Source organism: Cellulosimicrobium sp. So1_17 (assembly GCF_055181235.1).
The window spans coordinates 2432416-2455021 of the sequence record NZ_CM143702.1 but is presented as its reverse complement, the minus strand read 5'-3'; the positions used below and the strand labels follow the sequence as shown (position 1 = coordinate 2455021).

The 22606-nt window shown below is 73.5% G+C and carries 18 protein-coding genes and 1 tRNA gene; 17 read left to right on the top strand and 2 right to left on the bottom strand.

Going from position 1 to position 22606, the window contains the following annotated elements:
- Position 1: 1 nt before the first annotated feature.
- From ACZCLJ_RS10830 to ACZCLJ_RS10800, 7 genes are all read left to right on the top strand, one after another.
- Positions 2 to 1099, top strand: coding sequence for a LacI family DNA-binding transcriptional regulator (locus ACZCLJ_RS10830; protein WP_463103677.1), 1098 nt, complete (start codon positions 2 to 4; stop codon positions 1097 to 1099).
- A gap of 113 nt (positions 1100 to 1212) precedes the next feature.
- Complete coding sequence (locus tag ACZCLJ_RS10825) at positions 1213 to 1731, top strand: hypothetical protein (RefSeq protein WP_463103676.1); 519 nt, start codon at positions 1213 to 1215, stop codon at positions 1729 to 1731.
- On the top strand, positions 1728 to 2927 hold the full coding sequence (locus tag ACZCLJ_RS10820) for an OmpA family protein (protein WP_463103675.1): 1200 nt from the start codon (positions 1728 to 1730) through the stop codon (positions 2925 to 2927). Before ACZCLJ_RS10825 ends, ACZCLJ_RS10820 begins: the two co-directional genes overlap by 4 nt.
- A gap of 170 nt (positions 2928 to 3097) precedes the next feature.
- The gene (locus ACZCLJ_RS10815) at positions 3098 to 8518 is read left to right on the top strand and encodes a GH92 family glycosyl hydrolase (protein WP_463103674.1); all 5421 of its coding nucleotides are present in this window, start codon (positions 3098 to 3100) and stop codon (positions 8516 to 8518) included.
- Between the two features lie 172 nt (positions 8519 to 8690).
- Positions 8691 to 9977, top strand: coding sequence for an AGE family epimerase/isomerase (locus ACZCLJ_RS10810; RefSeq protein ID WP_463103673.1), 1287 nt, complete (start codon positions 8691 to 8693; stop codon positions 9975 to 9977).
- Positions 9978 to 10103: 126 nt separating this feature from the next.
- Positions 10104 to 10562, top strand: coding sequence for a GNAT family N-acetyltransferase (locus ACZCLJ_RS10805; protein ID WP_463103672.1), 459 nt, complete (start codon positions 10104 to 10106; stop codon positions 10560 to 10562).
- Between the two features lie 57 nt (positions 10563 to 10619).
- Positions 10620 to 11414, top strand: a complete 795-nt coding sequence (locus ACZCLJ_RS10800; protein ID WP_463103671.1) for a DUF234 domain-containing protein — start codon at positions 10620 to 10622, stop codon at positions 11412 to 11414.
- Positions 11415 to 11482: 68 nt separating this feature from the next.
- On the opposite strand, the gene ACZCLJ_RS10795 is transcribed toward ACZCLJ_RS10800, so the two are convergent.
- Positions 11483 to 11553, bottom strand: a tRNA-Gly gene (locus ACZCLJ_RS10795).
- Between the two features lie 114 nt (positions 11554 to 11667).
- Here ACZCLJ_RS10795 and ACZCLJ_RS10790 point away from each other — a divergent pair.
- Positions 11668 to 12249: a TM2 domain-containing protein gene (locus ACZCLJ_RS10790; RefSeq protein ID WP_463103670.1), complete on the top strand. Its 582-nt coding sequence runs from the start codon at positions 11668 to 11670 to the stop codon at positions 12247 to 12249.
- 9 nt (positions 12250 to 12258) lie between these two features.
- Here ACZCLJ_RS10790 and ACZCLJ_RS10785 read toward each other — a convergent pair whose 3' ends face one another.
- The gene (locus ACZCLJ_RS10785; protein WP_251152646.1) at positions 12259 to 12585 is read right to left on the bottom strand and encodes a YtxH domain-containing protein; all 327 of its coding nucleotides are present in this window, start codon (positions 12583 to 12585) and stop codon (positions 12259 to 12261) included.
- Positions 12586 to 12726: 141 nt separating this feature from the next.
- Here ACZCLJ_RS10785 and dcd point away from each other — a divergent pair, with 141 nt between their 5' ends.
- From dcd to ACZCLJ_RS10740, 9 genes are all read left to right on the top strand, one after another.
- Positions 12727 to 13302: a dCTP deaminase gene (gene dcd / locus ACZCLJ_RS10780; protein WP_251152645.1), complete on the top strand. Its 576-nt coding sequence runs from the start codon at positions 12727 to 12729 to the stop codon at positions 13300 to 13302.
- Between the two features lie 10 nt (positions 13303 to 13312).
- Complete coding sequence (locus ACZCLJ_RS10775) at positions 13313 to 14386, top strand: hypothetical protein (protein ID WP_463103669.1); 1074 nt, start codon at positions 13313 to 13315, stop codon at positions 14384 to 14386.
- Between the two features lie 238 nt (positions 14387 to 14624).
- On the top strand, positions 14625 to 17684 hold the full coding sequence (locus tag ACZCLJ_RS10770; RefSeq protein WP_251152643.1) for a Na+/H+ antiporter subunit A: 3060 nt from the start codon (positions 14625 to 14627) through the stop codon (positions 17682 to 17684).
- Entirely contained in the window at positions 17681 to 18244 is a 564-nt protein-coding gene (locus ACZCLJ_RS10765; RefSeq protein ID WP_353050466.1) for a Na(+)/H(+) antiporter subunit C, read from the top strand. Before ACZCLJ_RS10770 ends, ACZCLJ_RS10765 begins: the two co-directional genes overlap by 4 nt.
- Entirely contained in the window at positions 18244 to 19812 is a 1569-nt protein-coding gene (locus tag ACZCLJ_RS10760) for a Na+/H+ antiporter subunit D (protein WP_251152642.1), read from the top strand. Before ACZCLJ_RS10765 ends, ACZCLJ_RS10760 begins: the two co-directional genes overlap by 1 nt.
- A complete protein-coding gene (locus tag ACZCLJ_RS10755; RefSeq protein ID WP_463103668.1) occupies positions 19809 to 20486 on the top strand; it encodes a Na+/H+ antiporter subunit E in 678 nt (225 codons plus the stop codon). Before ACZCLJ_RS10760 ends, ACZCLJ_RS10755 begins: the two co-directional genes overlap by 4 nt.
- A complete protein-coding gene (locus ACZCLJ_RS10750) occupies positions 20483 to 20890 on the top strand; it encodes an MrpF/PhaF family protein (protein ID WP_251152640.1) in 408 nt (135 codons plus the stop codon). The genes ACZCLJ_RS10755 and ACZCLJ_RS10750 overlap by 4 nt, the downstream gene beginning before the upstream one ends.
- Positions 20890 to 21381: a monovalent cation/H(+) antiporter subunit G gene (mnhG, locus tag ACZCLJ_RS10745; protein WP_463103667.1), complete on the top strand. Its 492-nt coding sequence runs from the start codon at positions 20890 to 20892 to the stop codon at positions 21379 to 21381. Before ACZCLJ_RS10750 ends, mnhG begins: the two co-directional genes overlap by 1 nt.
- Positions 21382 to 21563: 182 nt before the next feature.
- Complete coding sequence (locus ACZCLJ_RS10740; RefSeq protein WP_463103666.1) at positions 21564 to 22586, top strand: cation diffusion facilitator family transporter; 1023 nt, start codon at positions 21564 to 21566, stop codon at positions 22584 to 22586.
- The last annotated feature ends 20 nt before the right edge of the window (positions 22587 to 22606 follow it).

Sequence of the window (22606 nt, the reverse complement as noted above, 5' to 3'; positions counted from 1 at the left end):
GATGGTGCTGCAGGGGGAACCCGGAACGGCTGCGACGACGTCTCGCGGCGAGAGGCGCGCGCCCGGTGCGCGCGGCGGTCGGCGCCCGACGCTCGCCGCCGTCGCCGAGCTCGCGGGCGTGAGCCTCAAGACGGCCTCGCGCGTCCTCAACGACGAGCCCAACGTCGCCGCGCCCACGCGGGAGAAGGTCCAGGAGGCGGCCCAGCGGCTCGGGTTCCGGCGCAACGCCGTCGCGGCCGACCTGGCGCGCGGCGGTTCGTCGCGTCTCGTCGGGTTCGTCACCGGCGACCTCGCGAACCCGTTCTACTCCGCCCTCGCGAGCGGGATCGAGCGAGAGCTGCGCCACCACGGCCTCCAGCTCATCACCACGAGCTCCGACGAGGACCCGGAGCGCGAGCGCTCGCTCACGGAGGCGCTCGTCGAGCGTCGCGTCGGGGCGCTCGTCGTGACGCCCACGGCCACGGACCACTCGTCCCTGCAGCACGAGCTCGACGGCGGGCTCCCCGTCGTCTTCGTCGACCGCCCGGCGCAGGGCGTCGAGGCCGACACCGTGGTCATCGACAACCGCGGCGGGATGCGCGACGCCGTGACGCACCTCCTCGCGCACGGCCACCGGCGCATCGCGCTCGTCGGCGACGAGTCGAGGCTGTGGACGTTCCAGGAGCGTCGCGACGAGTTCGTCGCGACCCTGCGCGGAGCGGGCGTCGAGTCGCCTCACGACTACGTGCGCGACGGGGCGCACGACGCCGACCTCGCCCGCGCGTTCGTCACCGAGCTGCTCGCGCTCCCCGAGCCGCCGACCGCGCTGCTCACGGCCAACAACAAGATCACCGTGGGCGCCCTCCAGGCGCTCCGCGACCACGCCGGGGGTCCCGGTGCGGCACCCGTCGCGCTCGTGGGGTTCGACGACTTCGCGCTCGCCGACCTCCTCGACGTGACGGTCGTCGGCTACGACGTCGTCGAGATGGGCCGCAAGGCCGCCGCGCTCGCCGTGTCCCGCTCGGAGAACCCGGACCTCCCGCCGCGGCTCGTGGTCGTGCCGACCCGGCTCGTCGTGCGGGGGACGGGAGAGGTCGCGGCCCCGGGGACGGACGGCTGACGGTCCCGTCCGGGACATCCGCTACCCTCCGGGCCATGACGCGCCCACGACGCTCCGGCCCGCAGCCCGCCGCCCCGTCGCGGGGACACCGGGGTCGACGGACGGTCGCCGTGGTGGCAGGAGCCGTCGTCCTGGGACTTGCCCTCGGAGCGTGCTCGGGTGACGACGCGGCCGAGGCGCCGACGCCGGTCGTCGTCGGCGCGACCGAGTACGAGCCGATCCTCGAGACGCGGCTGCCCGTCCCCGGCTCGGCCGAGGACGAGGTGACCGTCGGGCTCGTCTCGCTCGTCGCCGAGGGCTCCACGGTCGAGCTGCGGGTCGTCCTCACCCCGCACTTCGCGGAGGACGACCCGGACCGGCCCGAGGAGCACTCGGTGTACGACATGCTGGGCGGCCACCACGACCCCTGGCTGCTCGACGTCGGCTCGCTCACGCGGTACGACGTCGTCTCCGCCCCGGGCAAGGACATGGCCACGGACGTCGTGTACGCGCAGACGGCCAACGGCCACCCCCTGCTCTACCAGGCGTGGTTCCCGCGCCCCGAGGGCGACCCCGCGACCGTCGACGTGCGGCTGCACGACGCGTGGCCGGCCTTCGAGGACGTGCCGGTGACCTGGGAGGCGACCGAGTGACGCGCCGACGCCGCGTCGCCGGTCCCGCGCTCGCCGCGACGGTCGCCGCCGGGCTGGTGGCCGCGGCGTCGCTCACCCCGGCGGCGGCCTCGACGACCGTGGCCGGGCCGACCGGGGCCGGTGCGACCGAGGCCGACCAGACCGGGACCGGGCCGACCGACGAGGCCGCGTCCCTGCCCGGCATCGACCCGGTCACGGTCGAGGACCTCGGCGGGCAGCCGTCGCGCGAGCTGCTCGACCAGGCCGTGACGCGCTTCGACCCGGCCGTCGCGAGGACGTTCGAGCTTCAGGGTGCGGTGAAGTCCTTCGAGTACGTCGAGGTGTTCGAGGAGGAGGTCGTCGTCACGCTCGAGACGGACGTGCTGTTCGACGTCGACTCCACCGAGCTCTCCGAGGCCGCGGTCGAGCGCGTGCGCGAGGTGGCGAGCGAGCTGCCCGCGGACGTGGTCGCGAGCGTCGTGGGCCACACCGACTCGGTGGGGGAGGAGGACGCCAACCACGACCTGTCGCTGCGCCGCGCGCAGGCGGTCGCCGACGCCGCGGCCGCGGAGCGACCCGACGTGGCCTTCGCCGCGGAGGGGCTCGGCGAGTCCCGGCTCAAGGTGGCGGAGAGCGGCGACGAGGTCGCGGACGCGCGTGCGCAGAACCGCCGCGTGGAGCTGCGCTACTCGGGCTCGACGGCCGGGGGTGCGACGCTGGAGCGCGAGGAGCAGGACCTCGAGCCGGTCACGGTGCCGTTCGTCGCCGGGGACGGCCCGCGCGTCGAGCTCGTCGAGGACGTGGAGACGGTCGCGGAGGAGGTCGTGACCGTCCCGTCGGAGGACGGTGGCGACGAGCAGGTCCGCGTCGGCGTCGAGCCGATCGTCGTGCGGGGCTCCACGATGCGGCTGCGCCTGCAGCTCACGCCCCTCGGTCCGGTCGGTGGTGACGAGGACCGGATCACCGTCTACGACATGACCGCGGGCGAGCTCCACCCCCGGGCCGTGGACCCGTACCGGCTCGTGTCCTACGAGCCGGTGTCCAGCCGCGGCCTCGAGCTCGAGACCGACCAGTTCGGCGCGAGCACGGCGGTCGGCGGAACGGTGCGCTACGAGGTGTACCTCCCGCGGCCGGTCGACGAGTCGCTCTCCTCGCTGTACGTGTCCGTCCTCCCGACGTGGCCCACGTTCGAGGACGTCCCGGTCGTCCGGGACTGAGCGCGGGAGGACGACGGCACCGGGACGACGTCGTGGGCGGTCGCGCTCCCGTTGACACCGGTGCCACGGGCGCATAGGTTCGCCCTGCCCCTGACAGCGCTACCCCCTGCGCGCTGTCGGGGGCACCCGCTCAGGCTGACAGCGCTGTCGATCGAAGGAGATCGCTCGTCATGACCCCACTCCACCGCGCACGCGCCGCGCACCGACCCTCAGGCAGGTCGAGATCCCTCGGGATCGCGATCGCCGCAGCCCTGGCCGTCCCCCTCGCCGTCCCGCTGGGCGCCGCGACGGCCCTGCCCGCCGCGGCCGCCGAGCCCGGCGACTTCGCGTCGTCGTTCGAGCAGGCCGACCCCGCGCCGCTCGCCACCACCGTGGCGGAGCGCGACGGCGCCCCCTGGCAGACCAACGTCGGCTCCTTCACGAGCGGCCTGCCGGGCAGCGTGCTCGGGAAGATCAAGACGGTCACGGCCAGCGCGCAGAACCTGCCCAACGAGGGCGCCGCGAACCTCGCCGACGGCAGCTCCGGCACCAAGTGGCTCGCGTTCGCCTCGACCGGCTGGGTCACGTACGAGTTCACCGAGCCTGTCGCGTTCGGCGCCTACGCGCTGACGTCGGCCGACGACGCGGCGGGCCGCGACCCGAAGACGTGGACCATCGAGGGCTCGAACGACGGCTCGACGTGGACGCCCCTCGACCAGCGCGCCGAGGAGGACTTCCCGCAGCGTCAGCAGCAGCGGCTCTTCGAGCTCGACGCGCCGACGGCGGCGTACACGCACCTGCGCCTGAACGTCACCGCGAACTCGGGCGACCCGATCATCCAGCTCGCCGGGTGGGACCTCTCGGCCGACATGTCCGCCGGTCCGAGCGCCGCGCCCATGACGACGAAGGTCGGCACCGGGCCGCGGGTCAACTTCACGAACAAGGCGGGCGTCGGGTTCTCCGGCCTCGCCTCGCTCCGCTACGACGGCTCGCACCTCGCGGACGGCCCGGCGAACGCGACGAACGTCCTCTACGACGACGTCGACGTCGAGATCGGCGAGGACACGCGCCTCAGCTACACGATCTTCCCCGAGCTCCTCGACGACCTGCAGTACCCGTCGACGTACGCCGCGGTCGACCTGCTCTTCACCGACGGCACGTACCTGTCCGACCTCGAGGCGCGCGACGCGCACGAGACCGTCGCGACGGCGCGCGCGCAGGGCGAGGGCAAGATCCTCTACGCCGACCAGTGGAACTCCGTGCGCGTCGACGTCGGCGACGTGGCCGAGGGCAAGACCGTCGACCAGGTGCTCCTCGGCTACGACAACCCGGGCGGCGAGGCCGGCACGCGGTTCGCGGGCTGGCTCGACGACGTCGCGCTCACGGCGCAGCCGGAGACGGTCGACGGCTCGAGCCTCGCCAACTACGTGGACACGCGCCGCGGCACGCTGTCGAGCGGCAGCTTCTCGCGCGGCAACAACATCCCCGCGGCCGCGGTCCCGAACGGCTTCAACTTCTGGGTGCCGATGACCAACGCGTCGTCGCAGAGCTGGCTGTACGAGTACCAGAAGGCCAACAACGCGAACAACAAGCCGGTCCTGCAGGGCCTCGGCATCTCGCACGAGCCGAGCCCGTGGATGGGCGACCGCAACCAGCTCGCGTTCCTGCCCGCCGTCGGGCCCGCGACGGGTGCGCCGAACGGCACGCTCGCGCAGCGCGGCCTCGAGTTCGACCACGCCGACGAGACGGCGCGGCCGGACTACTACGGCGTGACGTTCACCAACGACAGCGCCCTCGAGGTGGCCCCGGCGGACCACGCCGCTGTGCTGCGCTTCACCTACCCGGGCGACGTCGGGCACGTGCTCGTCGACAAGGTCGACGGCACCTCCAAGCTGTCCTTCGACCAGGCCACGGGCACGCTCTCCGGCTGGGTCGAGAACGGTTCGGGCCTGTCCGTGGGCCGCACGCGCATGTTCGTCGCCGGCACCTTCGACCGTAGTCCGACGGCGGTCGGGAATGCCGCGGGGAACCGCGCGGACGCGCGCTACGCCACGTTCGACACGTCGTCCGACGACACCGTCGAGCTGCGCGTCGCGACGTCGTTCATCGGCCTCGACCAGGCCCGCAAGAACCTGGCGCAGGAGGTCGAGGGGAAGTCGTTCACCGAGGTCAAGGCCGCGGCGACGGACGCGTGGAACGACCGCCTGGAGGTCGTCGAGGTCGAGGGCGCGAGCGAGGACCAGCTCGTCACGCTGTACTCGAACCTCTACCGCCTCAACCTGTACCCGAACTCGCAGTTCGAGAACACGGGCACGCCCGAGGCCCCGGTCCACAAGTACGCGAGCCCGGTGTCGCCGACGTCGGGCAGCGCGACCGACACCACGACGAACGCCAAGGTCGTGGACGGCAAGATCTACGTCAACAACGGGTTCTGGGACACGTACCGCACGGCCTGGCCGGCGTACTCGTTCCTCTACCCGGAGCTCGCGGGCGAGCTGATCGACGGCTTCGTCGAGCAGTACCGCGACGGCGGCTGGATCGCCCGCTGGTCCTCGCCCGGCTACGCCGACCTCATGACGGGCACGAGCTCGGACGTCGCGTTCGCCGACGCCTACCTCAAGGGCTCGCTGCCGACCGACGTGGCGCTCGAGGCGTACGACGCCGCGGTGAAGAACGCGTCCGTCTCCCCGCCGAACAACGCCGTGGGCCGCAAGGGCCTGCAGACGTCGCCGTTCCTCGGGTTCACGCCGGAGTCCACGCACGAGTCCGTGTCGTGGGGCCTGGAGGGCCTGATCAACGACTTCGGCATCGGCAACATGGCCGCGGCCCTCGCCGAGGACCCGGCCACGCCGGACGAGCGTCGCGAGACGCTGCGCGAGGAGTCCGCGTACTACCTCGAGCGCGCCACGCACTACGTCGAGCTGTTCGACCCCGAGGTCGACTTCTTCGTCCCGCGCCACGCGGACGGCGAGTTCGCGGTGGACCCGGAGACGTACGACCCCGAGGCCTGGGGCGGCGGCTACACCGAGACGAGCGGCTGGAACTTCGCGTTCCACGCGCCGCAGGACCCGCAGGGTCTCGCCAACCTCTACGGCGGCAAGGAGGGGCTCGAGGCCAAGCTCGACGAGTTCTTCTCCACGCCGGAGCAGGGCGCGGGCAACGGCGGCATCCACGAGCAGCGCGAGGCGCGCGACGTCCGCATGGGCATGTGGGGCATGAGCAACCAGGTGTCCCACCACATCCCGTGGCTCTACGACGCCGCGGGCGCTCCGCACAAGACGCAGGAGAAGGTCCGCGAGGTCACGCGCCGCCTCTTCGTGGGCAGCGAGATCGGCCAGGGCTACCCGGGTGACGAGGACAACGGCGAGATGTCGTCGTGGTGGATCTTCGCCTCCCTCGGCTTCTACCCGCTGCAGGTCGGCTCCGACGAGTACGCGGTCGGCTCGCCCCTGTTCGACAAGGCCACCGTGCACCTGCCCGGCGGCGACCTCGTGGTCAACGCCGAGAACAACTCGGTGGACAACGTCTACGTGCAGTCGCTCGCCGTCGACGGCGAGGCCCGCACGTCGACGTCGCTCTCGCAGGCCGACCTCTCGGGCGGCGCGACCCTGGACTTCGTCATGGGTCCGGAGCCGTCCGCGTGGGGCACGGGCGAGGACGACGCGCCGCCGTCGCTCACCGAGGGCGACGAGGCACCGGAGCCGGTGAAGGACGCGACGGCGTCGGGCCTCGGCACGACGACCGTCACCGACGGTGACGCCGCGACGAGCGCCGCGGCGCTCGTGGACGACACGTCGGCGACGCGCACGACGTTCGCCGGTGCCACCCCGACCGTCACGTGGTCGGGCAACGGCATCCGGCCGACCGTCGGCACGTACACGCTGACCTCCGGCGCGAGCGGGACGGCGTCGCCGTCCGCATGGGCCCTCGAGGGCTCCGACGACGGCGAGACGTGGACGACGCTCGACGAGCGTTCCGGCGAGCAGTTCCGCTGGGCGCTGCAGACGCGGCCGTTCACGGTCGCCGAGCCGGCGGCGTACGCGCACTACCGGGTCGTCGTCACGGCGTCGGCCGGGGAGGGCGCGCTCTCGCTCGCCGAGGTCGAGCTGCTCGCCGACCCGTCCGAGTCCGGGGCCACCGAGCTCACGCTCAACGCCGCGGCGGACCGCGACGCCGTCACGGGTCGCGAGGTCACGGGGACGTTCGCCACGCTCACGGGCGTCGACGACGCCGAGGGCCTGGACGTCTCGGTGACGTTCGGCGACGGCTCCGAGCCCGCCGCTGCCACGCTGGTGCAGGGCGCGTTCGGGTCGTGGTCGGTGCAGGCCGCGCACACGTGGACCGCTCCGGGCGTCTACCCGGTCACGGTCACGGTGACGCCGGACGGCGGGGAGCCGGTCACGGCGACCTCGTCCATGTCGGTCTCGCTGCTGCGCGAGGGCTCGCTCCTCGGGGCCTTCGACAACGTCTGCATCGGCGACCCGGGCACGACCGTCGGCTCGTGCGACGGCCAGGGCGTGTTCTTCGACCGCACGCAGCTCGCGGCCAAGGGCTTCGTCCAGGGTGAGCGCGGGTCCGTCCCCGGCACCGACCTGCAGTTCGACGTGCCCGCGGTCCCCGCGGGCGAGCCGGACAACGCGACCGGTGACGGCCAGACGATCGAGCTCGACGTCCCCGCGGACGCGGAGCAGCTCTCGATCATCGGGACGGGCACGGAGAAGAACCAGCAGGCCTCGGGCACGCTGACGTTCGACGACGGCTCCACCCAGGCCATCGACCTGAGCTTCGGCGACTGGTCGGGCGCGGCCCGCAACCCCGTGTTCGGGAACATCCCCGTGGCCGTGACGGACAGCCGCCTGCGCGGCGGCAGCCCGCAGACCGGTACGCCCGCCGCGTTCTTCGCGACGGCGCCGATCACGCTCCCCGAGGGCAAGCGGCCCGTGAGCATCACGCTCCCGGACCAGCCGGGCGTGCTCGAGCGCGACGGCCGCATCCACGTGGTCGCGTTCGCGCACGACGGGACCTTCGTGGAGCAGCCCGCGCTCGAGGTGACGGCTGCGGACGGCGTGAGCGTCGCCGTCGGGCAGGAGACCGACACCGTCCTGGCGACCGTCACCGGCGGGCGCGAGGGCGCGGAGCTCCGCGCCGCGATCACATGGGGTGACGGGTCCGACGTCGCCGCAGGGGCCGTCGCCGACGGTCAGGTCACGGGCGCGCACGCCTACACCGAGGCCGGGACGTACACGGCGTACGTCGTGGTCGACGACGGGTGGACGAGCAGCGTGGTCGAGGTCCCCGTGACCGTGACCGACGCGGCCCCGACGCTCGACGTCGAGGTCACCGCGAGCACGCGGTGCCTCGCGGGCAAGGCCTACGTCGCCGTCCGCGCCGTCAACGGCGAGGACGCCCCGCTCGCGATCCGGCTCGTCACGCCGTTCGGGACCAAGGCGTTCGCCGCGGTGCAGCCGGGTCAGTCGGCGTACCAGTCGTTCGCCGTCCGCGCGGCGTCCGTGGACGCCGGGACCGTGACGGTCGAGGCCGTCGGAGGCTCGGGCGACGAGGAGGTGACCGCGAGCATCGAGGCCGGCTTCGACGCGATCAGCTGCGGCTAGCCTCACAGCAGGAGGCCCGCCCCACGGCCTGCACCCGTCCTCGGACGGTCCAGGTCGTGAGGCGGGTACGCACCACCGTCGGTGCCCCGGGATGATCGTCCCGGGGCACCGCGCCGTACCGGAGGGAATCCGGGCGCAGGCGTCGCCCACCTCCGCACACCGAAGGGCCTTCATGACCACCGACCGACCCACGCCCGCCACGGACCTCACCGCGGACCGGATCCCGGACCTCGCCGCCTGGCGTCGCGACCAGCTCGCCGCGCTGCTGCGCTTCGCCGAGCCGACGCTGCGCGCCGACGGCGCGGCGCAGTGGCTCGACGACGACGGTCGCCCCGACCTCACGCGCCCCGTGCACACGTGGATCACGTCCCGCACGGCGCACGTCGAGTCGTTCGCGTCGCTGCTCGGCGTCCCGGGCGCGGGGGAGCGCGCGGACCGCGCGCTGCACGGATTGCGAGCGGTGCTCGTGGACGCCGAGCACGGCGGCTGGGTGTCGTCGCGGGGACCGGCGCCCCGGCCGGGCGACGTCGTGGACTCCGCCGAGGAGCCCGTCGACGGGACGAAGAGCGCCTATGCGCACGCGTTCGTCGTGCTCGCCGCGGCCTCGGGGACGATCGCCGGCCGCGACGGGGCGCGCGAGCTGCTCGAGGCGGCGCTCGCCGTGCTCGACGAGCGGTTCTGGGAGGCCGGCCCGCGCATGCACGCCGACGAGTGGTCGCGCGACTGGACCGTGCTCGACGACTACCGCGGCGTGAACGCCAACATGCACTCCGTCGAGGCGCTGCTCGCCGCGCACGACGCGACGGGCGACCGCGAGTGGCTCGCCCGCGCGGCGTCGGTCGCGGACCGCGTCGTGGGCTGGGCCGCGGAGAACGACTGGCGCATCCCCGAGCACTTCGACGCGTCGTGGACGCCGCTGCCGGAGTACAACGCGGACCGTCCGCGCGACCCGTTCAAGCCGTACGGCTCGACGCCCGGCCACGGCCTGGAGTGGGCGCGGCTGCTGCTGCAGCTCGACGTCGCCGCCGGCACGCCCGGTGCGCGGACCGAGGCGGCCGTCGCGCTGTTCGACCGCGCCGTGGCCGACGGCTGGGACGGCGCGCACGGCGGCGGGTTCGTCTACACCGTCGGCTGGGACGGCGTGCCCGTCGAGCCGCGCCGCTACCACTGGGTCGCGGCCGAGGCCGTCGCCGCGGCGGACGTGCTCGGCCGCGTGACGGGCGACCCGCGGTTCGCCGAGGCCGCAGCGGGCTGGTGGGCGTGGATCGACCGGTATCTCGTGGACCACGAGCGCGGGTCGTGGCACCACGAGCTCGACAGGGCCAACCGGCCCGACGGCGTCACGTGGGTCGGCAAGCCCGACGTCTACCACGCGGCACAGGCCGTGATCCTGCCGGACCTCCCGCTCACGGGCTCGCTCGCGGCGTCGGCCAAGGCGGCGGGCCGGATCCTGGGCTGAGGCGCTCCGCCGAACCCGGGTGGTGGGTCACGAGGTCTGCCGAACCCCGGGTTGCGCTGCAATGAGGGGGTTGATCGGGGCACAGCCCGGGGTTCGGCGGGTCAGATGGACGGCTAGGGTGCCGGCGTGACCTCTGACACGACCGCCCCTGCCGCAACGGCACGCCTGACGCTCGTCGACCTCGGCGCCGACGACCCGCGCTGGGCCGCGGCGCTGCCCGTGCTGCAGGCGCTGCGGCCGCACCTCACGGCGGACCTCCTGCGGCAGGTCCTCGCCGACGACATATCTGGCCCCCGTTTCCTCGCGGCGTTCGACGGCGACTCGTGCCTCGGCGTCGCGGGCTGGCGCGTCCTCGCGAACACGTGCGCGGTGCGCAAGCTGCACGTCGACGACCTCGTGACGGCGCCTGGAGCGCGGTCCCGCGGTGTCGGGGCGGCGCTTCTCGGCGAGCTCGAACGCCGGGCGCGCGACGCCGGGTGCTCGGCGCTCGACCTCGACTCGGGCGTGCAGCGGTTCGACGCCCACCGCTTCTACCTGCGCGAGCGCCTGAGCATCGTGGGGCACCACTTCGCGAAGGCCCTCTGACGTCAACCCTCACAAGGTTTACTATTCTCGATGCGGGTTACGTCGAGGAGGGCTGACGTGGCCCAGGAGTGGCGTGCCGGCGAGGCGCCCCGGACGTTCGTCCGACGGTCCTTCGAGCGGTCGACCAGCGCGCTCGTCGTCTCCGGTTCTCGCGTCCTGGACAGCGAGTTCCCGGAGTCGACCCACGCGAGAGCGGTACTCACCGCGATCGGCGGGCGAGGAGAGCGGACCTACACCGGCGTCCTGCGAACCCTTGACGGCGTGCTCTCGCCCGCGACGCTCGACCGTGCGCTGGCCATGCTCGCCACGAAACGCGTGATCGTCGCGGACGAACCGCTGTCGACCAAGGACGCGAGCAAGGGCCGCCGGTGGCGGGTCTCGGACCCAGCGCTCCGCTTCTGGCTCGCTCTCGTGGACCCCGTGCTCCCCGACGTCGACCGCGGCCGGCCCGACCTCGCGGCGGCGAGGTTCGATGCGCAGTTCGCCTCGTGGCGAGGGCGCGCGGTGGAACCTGTGGTGCGTGAGGCCCTCGGGCGGCTGCTTCCCGACGACCGGTGGCCGGCCGCGCGCGAGCTCGGCGGGTGGTGGCCGCGGTCGAACACCCCGGAGATCGACCTCGTCGCGGCCGACAGACGTCCGGCGAGGAGCATCGCGTTCGTGGGCACGGTGAAGTGGCACGCGGACCGACCCGTCGACGTACGGGAGATCAGCAGGCTCGCCGCGGACGCCATCAAGGTCCCGGGCGTCGGCGCCGCGACGCCGATGGTGGCCGTGTGCCCCGCGGGGGCGGTCGACGACCCGCGTCTCGCGCAGGTCTGGACCGCGGACGACCTGCTCGCCGCGTGGCCGTGACCCGGTCGTCGGCGGACCCGTGGACGACGAGAGCCCCGCACCTCGTGGTGCGGGGCTCTCGGGCGCTGAGCGGGTGACGGGAATCGAACCCGCGCTATCAGCTTGGGAAGCTGAAGTTCTACCATTGAACTACACCCGCGCGACGCTGGTGGCGCTCGCCCCGGCTCCTCTGGGAGGATCCTCGGCGAACCAGCGCGCGCCCCGATCATAGCGGACGACGCCGGGGATGCCAGCACCGCTCCGAGGAGGCGTCTTGTCCCAGAACCCGTACCAGCAGCAGCCCGACCCGCAGCAGCCCACGCCCTACGAGGCGAGCGCCGCGAGCCAGGACCGGGGCGAGCCCGCGTACGGGAGCCCGGCGCCGACGTCGGGCACGCCGCCCACCCAGCCGCTCGCCCAGGGCTACGGCCAGCCCGCCCCGGCGGCCCCGCAGGACCCCGCCTACGGCCAGCCCACCGGGCAGCAGGCGTACCCGCCACCGGGCCAGCCGTACGGGTACCCGCCGCAGGGCCACCCCGGCCAGCCCGGCCAGCCCGGCCAGCCGTACGGCTACCCGGGCGGCTACGACCCCAACCTCGACCCGAACGCGAAGTCGCGGCTCGCCGCGGGCCTGCTGGGCATCTTCCTCGGCAGCCTCGGCATCCACCGCTTCTACCTGGGCTACACGGGGATCGGCCTGACGATGCTGCTCGTCTCCGTCATCGGCGCGCTGCCCACGTTCGGGCTCGCTCCGGTCGCGGTGTCGGTCTGGGGTCTCGTCGAGGGCATCCTCTACCTCACGGCGAAGCAGGGCTCCTACGCGGTGGACTCGACGGGTCGCCCGCTCCGGGCCTGAGCCGACGGCTCAGATGCGGTAGTCGTCCCGGCCCTTCGGGTCGGGCGACGCCGCGTCGTCGGGCCCTCCGTGCTTGCCGAGTCCGGACGCCTGGTCCTTGACGGCCCCGGCGACCTTGCCGCCCTGCTCCTTGGCGACGTCCGCCAGCTTCGCGCCCTGCTCCTTCGCGACCGTGGTCACCTTGTCCTGCGCGGTGTGGACCGCCGACTGGACGTCCTCGGACTGCCAGAGGTCCTTGGCCTTGACCTTGATCTCCTCGAACCGCTCGCGTCCGGCGCGGGTCCCGAGCACGTACCCGATCCCGATCCCGACGACGAGTGCGATCTTCGACTTCATGGGGTTCCTCCTCGTTCGGCTGGTCAGGCGAACGTAGTCAGTGGCGTGCCTGCTCGCGCGGGCTGGGCCCGGAACGGGGCCGGTACGGGCGAGGCGTGGGCGTGCGTCGGCGCGGGTCGTGGCGTCGGCTAGCGTGGCCCCGTGCTGCTCTCCGACCGCGACATCAGGGCCGAGCTCGACGCCGGCCGCGTCCAGCTCGAGCCGTACGAGCCGGCGATGCTCCAGCCGTCGAGCATCGACGTGCGCCTGGACCGGTTCTTCCGGTTGTTCGACAACCACAAGTACCCGTTCATCGACCCGGCGCAGGACCAGCCGGACCTCACGCGCCTCGTCGAGGTCGACCCGGCCGAGCCGTTCGTGCTGCACCCGGGGGAGTTCGTCCTCGGGTCCACGTTCGAGGCGGTGACGCTGCCCGACGACGTCGCGGCGCGCCTCGAGGGCAAGTCGAGCCTCGGGCGGCTCGGGCTGCTCACGCACTCGACGGCCGGCTTCATCGACCCCGGGTTCTCCGGTCACGTGACGCTCGAGCTGAGCAACGTCGCGACGCTGCCCATCACGCTGTGGCCGGGCATGAAGATCGGCCAGCTGTGCTTCTTCCGGCTGTCGTCGCCCGCCGAGCACCCGTACGGGTCGCAGCAGTACGGCTCGCGGTACCAGGGCCAGCGGGGCCCGACGGCGTCGCGCTCGTTCCAGAACTTCCACCGGACGGACGTGTGAGGTGGCCCCGATGACGACCCTGCCCCTCCTGGCGAACCCCGACGGCCGCGGCGCCGCGCAGGGGTACCAGGCGCGGCACCTGCTCGGGCTGCCGGGGGACGTGCTGGTCGACGAGGTCGAGACCCTCGCGCTCTCGCGCTTCGCGGGCGCCCGGTGGGACGTCGCACCGGCGGGCACCGAGCCGCTCGTCCCGCCCGCGCGCACGGCAGGCCCTGGCGAGCCCGGGGTGCTGCGCACCTCACGGCACTCGTCGCTCACCGGTCCGTTCGCCGCGACCGGCTCGGGTCTGCCGCCCGGGACGGAGCTCGTGTTCGACGTCGTGTGCCCTCGCGAGCGGGGCGAGGCGCCCTGGCCCGGCGGGAGCGACCGCGACGGCGTCGGCCGCGCGTTCCCGGGCGGCCTGCCCGTGCGCGAGGAGGAGCGCGTCGTCGCGTGGCTCGTCGCGGCCGCACGGCGGCTCGGCGGGTCCGTGCGCACCGACGTCGGGAACCCGGCCGGACCCGGGGTCGTCCTCACGCCCGACCCGGGCGTCACGATCGACATGTGCCTGTACTCCGACGTCTGGCTCGAGCCGAACGCCGCGCTCGCGCTCGTCGCGCGCCTGCACCCGCGCACGATCCTCGCGACCGAGGGTGCGTCCTACCAGGGCCCCCCGAAGGGCATCACCGAGATGCCCCTGTACCGGGGCGAGAAGATGGACCCGGAGCTGCGTCGCGCGATCCACGCGGCCGCGGACGACGTCGACATCAAGGCCCTGACGACCGGCTCGGTGCTCGACGGCTACGGTCTGCTCGTCGACCTCGGCCTGGACGGGCTCGTCGCGGTCGAGGTGGGCGGCGAGGACCAGCTCCCGCTGCTCCTGCGCGGCCTGCCGTGGACGGCGGGCGGCGCGGTGAGCTACCGGGTCCGGTGGGAGCCGCGCGACCTCCTCGAGTCGCAGCAGGAGCAGCCGTCGATGGAGCACCGGATCGCGCGCAAGCGCGCCGGGGAGGTCGTCGGGCAGATCACGACCGCTCTGCACGGCGCGGTGGGCGGCGAGGTCGCGGACGAGTCCGACTTCCTGGTGGAGCCCGAGGACCTCTGACGCCGACGGCCCGTCCCGGCCGCGCAGCGGGTGAGGAATCGGTCACGATCCGGCCCCCGGCCCGCGGGCACATGTCGGCAGTCGGTAAAGTAGAGGCGGCTCGACACCTCGTCCCCGCGGGGGTCGACGCCCTGCTTCGTCGCGCGCGCCGCCGGAAGGCCGGTCGCCGCGGCGTCTGACAAGTCCAGCAAGGTCAGCAAGACCCGCCCACCCGCCCCCGACCCGGACGGAGCGGCCCGTGCTCTACGTGCTCCTCGCGCATCTCGCGATGGCACTGGGCGCGCCTGCACTCGTCTCCCTCCTCGGTCGCCGGGCCTTCCTCGTCCTCGCGCTCGCGCCGGCGTCCGCCGCCGTCTACGCGCTGGCGTGGACGGACCGCGTCATGGCCGGCGACCACCCGACGTCGGTCGTCGAGTGGGTGCCCGGCCTCGGGCTCGAGCTCGCGTTCCGCATGGACACGCTGTCCTGGCTGATGCTGCTGCTCGTCGGCGGCGTCGGTGCGCTGGTGCTCGTCTACTGCTCGGCGTACTTCTCGCCGACGGCCCAGGGCCTGCGCCGCTTCGGCGGCGTCCTCACGGCGTTCGCGGGCGCGATGGTCGGCCTGGTCGTCGCCGACGACGTGCTCCTGCTGTTCGTCTTCTGGGAGCTGACGACCGTCTTCTCCTACCTCCTCATCGGCCACTACGCCGACCGCAAGGCGAGCCGGCGTGCGGCGATGCAGGCGATCGTCGTGACGACGGCGGGCGGCCTGGCGATGCTCGTCGGGCTCATCGTCCTCGGGGTGCAGGCGGGCACGTACCGCCTCTCCGAGATCGTCGCGGACCCGCCCACCGGCGGCGCGGTGACGGCCGCGGTCGTGTGCGTCCTCGTGGGTGCGGTGAGCAAGTCGGCGCTGATCCCGCTGCACTTCTGGCTGCCCGCCGCGATGGCCGCTCCGACGCCGGTGAGCGCCTACCTGCACGCCGCGGCGATGGTCAAGGCCGGCGTCTACCTCGTCGCGCGGTTCGCGCCCGCCTACTCGGACACGACGGTGTGGCGCTCGATCGTCATCGCCCTCGGCGCCGGGACGCTGCTCGTCGGCGGCTACCGCGCGCTGCGCCAGTACGACCTCAAGCTCGTGCTCGCGTTCGGCACGGTGAGCCAGCTCGGCCTGATCATCCTCCTGGTCGGGATCGGCACGCGCGGTGCCGCCCTCGCCGGGCTCGCGATGATCGGCGCGCACGCGATGTTCAAGGCGTCGCTGTTCCTCGTCGTCGGCGCCGTCGACGCGGCCACCGGGACGCGCGACCTGCGCCGGCTGACGGGCGTCGGCCGGCGGCTGCCGTGGACGGCGTTCGCGGGCGGGCTCGCGACCGCGTCGATGATCGGCCTGCCGCCCTTCGCCGGCTACGTCGCGAAGGAGGCGGCGCTCGAGGCGCTGCTGCACGGCGAGGGGCCCGCGTGGGTCGACGCCGTCGTCCTGTGGTCCGTCGTCGTCGGCTCCATGTTCACGGTCGCCTACGGTCTCCGGTTCTGGTGGGGCGCCTTCTCGTCGCACAAGCGCCACGGCTCCCCGGCGCGCGCGAACGACCACCTGGACCTCCGCGCCCCCGGCCGGGGCCCCGTCATCGAGGCGGACGAGGCGCCCGTCGACCCGGCCCGGATCAAGCCCCTGCCGTTCCTGCTCGTGGCGCCCGCCGTCGTGCTCGCGGTGCTGGGCCTCGCGGCCGCCCTCGTGCCGCACTTCGGCGAGGACCTGCTGCAGCCCTACGCCGAGACGTACCCGGCGGGGGAGCCGGGCCACCTCGTGCTGTGGGCCGGGTTCACTCCCGCGCTCGCCCTCACGGTGCTCGTCCTGGCGGTCGGCGTCCTGCTCTTCTGGCAGCGCTCGCGCGTCGAGCGGTTCCAGGCCTCGCTGTGGACCGGCCCGGAGGCGGACGTCACCTACCGGCGCGTCATGCGCAAGCTCGACGACGTCGCCGCGGACGTCACCGCGGTGACCCAGCGAGGCTCGCTCCCGCTGTATCTCGGCATCATCCTCACGGTGCTGGTCCTCGGGCCCGGGCTCGTGATGGTCGCGCAGACGAGCTGGCCCGAGCAGCTCAAGGCGTGGGACCGCCCCGCGCAGCTCGCGGCCGTCGTCGCGATCTGCGTCGCCTCGATCCTCGCCGCCCGCTCGCGGCGCCGGCTCAAGGCCGTGATCCTCATCGGCATCGCGGGCTACGGCAACGCCGTGCTCTTCCTCCTGCACGGCGCGCCCGACCTCGCGCTCACCCAGGTCCTCGTCGAGACCATCACGCTCGTCGTCATGGTGCTCGTCCTGCGCCGCCTGCCGCCCTACTTCTCCGACCGCCCGCTCGCGTCCAGCCGGTGGGTGCGCCTCGGCGTCGCCGTCGCGGTGGGCGTCGTGATGATGGGGTTCGCGGTCGTCGTGCCGCTGGCGCGCGTCGCGATCCCGGTCTCCGTCGACTTCCCGGAGGAGGCGTACGAGTGGGGCGGCGGCAAGAACATCGTCAACGTGACGCTCGTCGACATCCGCGCGTGGGACACCATGGGCGAGATCTCGGTGCTCCTCGCCGCGGCGACCGGCGTCGCGTCGCTCGTCTTCCTGCGCACGCGCAGCGGCGAGGTGCTGCGGATCGCGAACGCCCGGGTCGTCACGGGCAAGCCCGACGGCAAGGGCACGGGCGTCTGGGGCGGCGAGCCCGACCCGGGTGCGGCGCTGCGGCGGCGCGGCGTGGACGACGCGGCGCAGCCGCGCATGTCCGTGTGGCTCAACGCGGGCCGCACGCTCGCGCCGCAACGACGTTCGGTGATCTTCGAGGTCGTCACCCGGGTCCTCTTCCACTCGATGATTGTCTTCGCGCTGTTCCTGCTGTTCTCGGGCCACAACAACCCCGGCGGCGGTTTCGCGGCGGGCCTCGTCGTCGGCATCGCGCTGGTCGTGCGGTACCTCGCGGGCGGGCGGTACGAGCTGGGCGAGGCCGCGCCGGTGCACCCCGGCCTGCTCCTGGGTCTCGGCCTGTTCCTCTCCGCCGGGGCCGGGCTCGTCCCTCTCTTCTTCGGCGGCTCGGTGCTCCAGAGCGCGATCCTCGAGGTGACCGTCCCCGTGTTCGGGGACGTCAAGTTCGTCACGACGCTGTTCTTCGACGTGGGCGTGTTCCTCGTCGTCGTCGGCCTCGTCCTCGACATCCTGCGCACGCTCGGCGCGGAGATCGACCGGCAGACCGAACGTGCCGCCGCCGGGCGCGAGCCCGGCGAGGACACCGGTCCGCTCGAGGCGATGGAGCCGGACGCGATCGGCGGTGGTCGACGATGAACGGGCCCGCGGGCGTGATCGACATGACCCCGAGCATCGTCCTCGTGCTGGCGATCGGCGTGTGCTTCGCCACCGGCGTGTACCTGCTCCTCGAGCGCAGCCTCACCCGGGTGCTGCTCGGCTTCATCCTCATGGGGAACGGCGCGAACCTGCTCTTCCTCGTCGCCGGCGGCCGGGCGGGCGGGGCACCGATCGTCGGGACCACGCCCGACGACGAGATGAGCGACCCGCTCGTCCAGGCGATGGTCCTCACCGCGATCGTCATCACCCTCGGGCTCACGGCGTTCGTCCTCGCCATGGCGTACCGCTCGTGGCAGCTCCACGGCCACGACGAGGTCCAGGACGACCTCGAGGACCGCCGCGTCGCGCGCCACGCGGCGCGCAACGCACCCGCGTTCGAGGACCTCGACACGGAGGAGAGCGGTCAGACGCTGGACGACGAGGCGGCCGAGGTGCACGACGAGACCGACGCGGACCGCGACGGGATCACCGACGCGCGGCTCGGCCGCAAGCGGTCCCGGCCGCACGGCACGGACGACGACGAGGGGGAGGAGCGCTGATGGACCTGACCGAGGTCGCACGCACCGTCGTCCCCCTGCCCGTCGTGCTGCCGCTCATCGCGGCCGGGCTCACCCTGGCGCTGTGGCGCCACGCGCGCGCCCAGCGGATCATCGCGACGGCGGCGCTCTCCCTCGTGCTCGTCACGTCCGTCGTGCTGCTCGTCGCCGCGGACTCCGGCCCCATCGTGGTCGACGTGGGCGAGTGGGCCGCCCCGGTCGGCATCGACCTCGTGGCGGACCGGCTCTCGGCCCTCATGCTCACGGTGTCGAGCTTCGTCATGCTGTGCGTCCTGCTGTACTCGCTGGCCCAGGGCGTGGCCGACGGGGACGAGGAGGCGCCGGTCGCGATCTACCACCCGACGTTCATGGTCCTCGCGGCGGGCGTGTTCAACGCGTTCCTCTCCGGCGACCTGTTCAACCTCTACGTCGGGTTCGAGATCTTCCTCGCGGCGAGCTACGTGCTGCTCACGCTCGGCGGGACGGGCGAGCGGATCCGGGCGGGATCGATCTACGTCGTCGTCGCGCTGCTGTCGTCGATCATCTTCCTCGTCGCGATCGCGCTCACCTATGCGTCGACGGGCACGGTCAACCTCGCGCAGCTCTCCGAGCGGTTCGCCGAGATCGACCCCGGCGTGCGGCTGACGATCCAGCTCCTGCTGCTGCTCGCGTTCGGGATCAAGGCCGCGTTGTTCCCCCTGTCGTCCTGGCTCCCGGACTCCTACCCGACGGCGCCCGCACCGGTCACCGCGGTGTTCGCGGGCCTGCTCACCAAGGTCGGCGTGTACGCGATCATCCGCACCCAGACGCTGCTGTTCCCGCAGGACGACCGCGTCGACGACCTGCTCCTGTGGCTCGCCCTGCTGACGATGGTCGTCGGGATCCTCGGCGCCGTCGCGCAGAACGACATCAAGCGGCTGCTGTCCTTCACGCTCGTGAGCCACATCGGCTTCATGATCTTCGGCATCGCGCTCGCGTCCGAGCCGGGCATGGCGGCGGCCATCTTCTACGTCGTGCACCACATCACGGTGCAGACCACGCTGTTCCTCGTCGTGGGCCTCGTGGAACGTCGCGGCGGGTCGACGTCGCTCGACCGCCTCGGTGGTCTCGCCAAGCTCGCGCCGGGCCTGGCGATCCTGTTCTTCGTCCCGGCGATGAACCTCGCGGGCATCCCGCCGCTCTCGGGCTTCCTCGGCAAGCTCGGGCTGCTCGAGGAGGGTGTCGCGCAGGGCACGCCGCTCACGTGGGCGCTCGTCGTCGGTTCCGTCGTGACGTCGCTCCTCACGCTCTACGCGATCGTCAAGGCCTGGAACAAGGCGTTCTGGCAGACGCCGCCCGTCGAGATCCCGCAGGGCGTCACCATGCCGCGCGGCATGGTGGGGCCCGCGGCGGCGCTCGTGGCGTTCGGCCTCGCGCTCACCGTGGTCGCCGGCCCGCTCTACTCCTACACGGAACGCGCGGCCGCGACCCTGCTCGACGGCCACACCTACGTCGACGCGGTGTTCGTCGGCGGCTCCGAGCGCGGGCAGGGTGTCTCGAGCGACGTCGCCGAGGACGGTGACGGGTCATGAGCCTGCACCGCCGCCGCAGCAACCTGGCCGTCGGGTGGTTCCGCCGCGTCACCACGCAGTGGCGCACGGTCCTCTGGCTGACCCTCGTGTGGGTCATGCTCTGGGGCGACCTGTCGTGGGGCAACGTCGTCGCGGGTGCGGTGCTGGGCGCCGTGGTGCTCGTGATGTTCCCGCTGCCGTCGGTCGCGACCAGCGGCCGCGTCCGCCCGTGGCCGCTCCTCGTGCTGCTCGCGAGGTTCGTGGCCGACCTCGTCACCGCGTCGTTCCAGGTGAGCCTCCTCGCGCTCGACCCGCGGCGGACGCCGCACGGGGCCGTCGTCGGGGTGCGCCTGCGGAACCCGTCCGACCTGTACATGACCATGACGGCAGAGCTCAGCTCGCTCGTCCCCGGGTCGCTCGTCGTCGAGGCGCACCGGCTCACGGGGATGCTCTACCTGCACGTGCTCGACGTCGACCAGGTGGGCGGCGTCGAGCAGGTGCGCGCCGACACGCTCGCGCTCGAGGCGCGCATCCTGCACGCGTTCGCGTCGAACGAGGACCTGCGCGCGGCCGGGCTCTACCACGGCACCGGGGGGACGCCAGCGCCCGACGACCCGGGCGAGGGCGGCGGGCGGCCCGGCCACGAGACGGGCGCGGCCCGAGGACCGGCCACCGGGGAGAGGAGCGAGCCGTGACCGACACCGTCTACCTCGTCGTCGTGATCGCGGCGGCGGTGCTGCTCGGGGCGGCCGCGACGCTCGCCGTCGTCCGGGCCGAGCGCGGTCCGTCGATGCTCGACCGCACCATCGCGCTCGACGTCTTCACGACGACGCTCGTCGGTGCGATCGCGCTCGAGGCTGCGTTCTCGCGCCGCACCGACACGATCCCGCTGCTCGTCGTGCTCTCGCTCGTCGGCTTCATCGGGTCGGTGACGATCGCCCGGTTCGCGTCCGTCGAGCCCGAGGGCGAGGGCCGCATCCGCACCCCCGAGGAGGTGGCGCGCGAGGACGCCGAGCGCCGCGCCGCCGAGGAGGACGAGCGCGACGCCGCGATCGACGCCGACCACCACGGCACCACGCCCGAGGGGGAGGTGCGCTGATGGACACCGCGTTCTGGGACGGTGTCGCCGACATCGTGTCCGCCGTGCTCCTGCTGCTGGGTGCGTTCCTCGCGTTCGCCGCCGGCGTCGGCGTCGCGCGCTTCCCCGACCTGCTCGCCCGCATGCACGCGGCGACGAAGCCGCAGGTGCTCGGTCTCATCCTCGTGCTGCTCGGGCTGAGCCTGCGCCTGCGGTCCTGGGGAGCCCTCGCGACGCTCGCCCTCGTCGTCGTCTTCCAGCTCCTCACCTCGCCGGTCGCGGCGCACATGGTCGGCCGTGCGGGGTACCGCACGGGCAAGGTCGACACGTCCCACCTCGTGGTCGACGAGCTGACGCGCGACCAGGACGCTGCCGACCGCGAGGACGTCGGCGAGCACGACCTCCCGGCAGGACGCCGGCCCGCGGCAGACCTGGCCGGCACGGGCGACGCGGCCGACCACGGGAGGGCGGACCCCGCCCCACCGAAGGAGGAGGGCGGTCGCGCGAGGTAGGACGGCTGCCACGCGAGGTAGTACGGCTGTTGCGAGGTAGTACGGCTGTCACGCGAGGTAGTGCGGCTGTCACGCGAGGTGGTACGGCTGTCGTGAGGGTGGTACCGGGGGAGTGCGGGACGCGGGCGCGGTAGCCGAGGAGTCCTCGTGCCGGGCGGGCGGGCGCGTGGTAGACCGGACCCGTGCCAGCGAGCGACATGCCGTCCGACCACCGCCCGGCGCCGGCCGCGGCGTCGGCCGCCCCGTTCCCCGGGACGAGCCCGCGTGTCGTGCAGGGCGACGGCGGCGGGGAGAGCACGCTCACGGTGGTGGTCGCGTTCTGCGCCAACGCGCTCATCGCCGTCGCCAAGTCCTTCGCCGCCGTCGTGACCGGGTCGGCCTCGATGCTCGCGGAGGCGGTCCACTCGTGGGCCGACACCGGGAACGAGGTGTTCCTCCTCGTCGCGAACCGGCGCTCGCGACGCCCGGCCGACGCCGCGCACCCGATCGGTTTCGGCCGCGAGGCGTACGTGTGGTCGATGTTCGCGGCGATCGGCCTGTTCGCCGTCGGCGCGGGCGTCTCGATCACGCACGGCATCCAGGAGCTCGTGCATCCTGAGCCGGCAGGCAGCTTCGGCGTCGCCTACGCGGTGCTCGGACTCGCGTTCGTGCTCGAGGGGATCTCGTTCCTCCAGGCGCGCCGGCAGGTGCGAGCCGAGGCGCGGCGCGCGCAGCACGACACCCTGCACCACGTCCTCGTGACCTCCGACCCGACCCTGCGCGCGGTCTTCGCCGAGGACGCGGCGGCGCTCGTCGGGCTCGTCGTCGCGTTCGGCGGCGTGCTCGCCCACCAGCTCACGGGCTCGCCGGTGCCCGACGCGATCGGGTCGATCGTCGTCGGCGTCGTGCTGGCCGTCGTGTCGGTCGTGCTCATCGACCGCAACCGGCGGTTCCTCGTCGGCGAGGCGGCCCTGCCCGCGACGCGCGACGCGGTGCTCCGCGCGATCGCGGCGATGCCGCAGGTCGAGCGCGTCACCTACCTGCGCCTCGAGTACGTGGGGCCGCGCTCGCTCTACCTCGTCGCGAGCGTCGACCTCACGGGCGACGAGGCCGAGACGTCCGTCGCCCGCCGCCTCGACGAGCTCGAGCGGGCGGCGACGGCGTCGACGCTCGTCGCGGGCGCCGTGTTCACCGTGTCCACGCCGGAGGAGCCCTCGTTGCTCTGAGGCGCCGGAGGGGCTCGCGT

Coding starts and splice junctions, on each gene's coding strand:
- ACZCLJ_RS10830 (WP_463103677.1), top strand. CDS start 2: ATGGTGCTGCAGGGGGAACCCGGAACGGCTGCGACGACGTCTCGCGGC.
- ACZCLJ_RS10815 (WP_463103674.1), top strand. CDS start 3,098: ATGACCCCACTCCACCGCGCACGCGCCGCGCACCGACCCTCAGGCAGG.
- ACZCLJ_RS10810 (WP_463103673.1), top strand. CDS start 8,691: ATGACCACCGACCGACCCACGCCCGCCACGGACCTCACCGCGGACCGG.
- ACZCLJ_RS10785 (WP_251152646.1), bottom strand. CDS start 12,585: ATGAAGTCGAAGATCGCACTCGTCGTCGGGATCGGGATCGGGTACGTG.
- ACZCLJ_RS10775 (WP_463103669.1), top strand. CDS start 13,313: ATGACGACCCTGCCCCTCCTGGCGAACCCCGACGGCCGCGGCGCCGCG.
- ACZCLJ_RS10765 (WP_353050466.1), top strand. CDS start 17,681: ATGAACGGGCCCGCGGGCGTGATCGACATGACCCCGAGCATCGTCCTC.
- ACZCLJ_RS10760 (WP_251152642.1), top strand. CDS start 18,244: ATGGACCTGACCGAGGTCGCACGCACCGTCGTCCCCCTGCCCGTCGTG.
- ACZCLJ_RS10755 (WP_463103668.1), top strand. CDS start 19,809: ATGAGCCTGCACCGCCGCCGCAGCAACCTGGCCGTCGGGTGGTTCCGC.
- mnhG (WP_463103667.1), top strand. CDS start 20,890: ATGGACACCGCGTTCTGGGACGGTGTCGCCGACATCGTGTCCGCCGTG.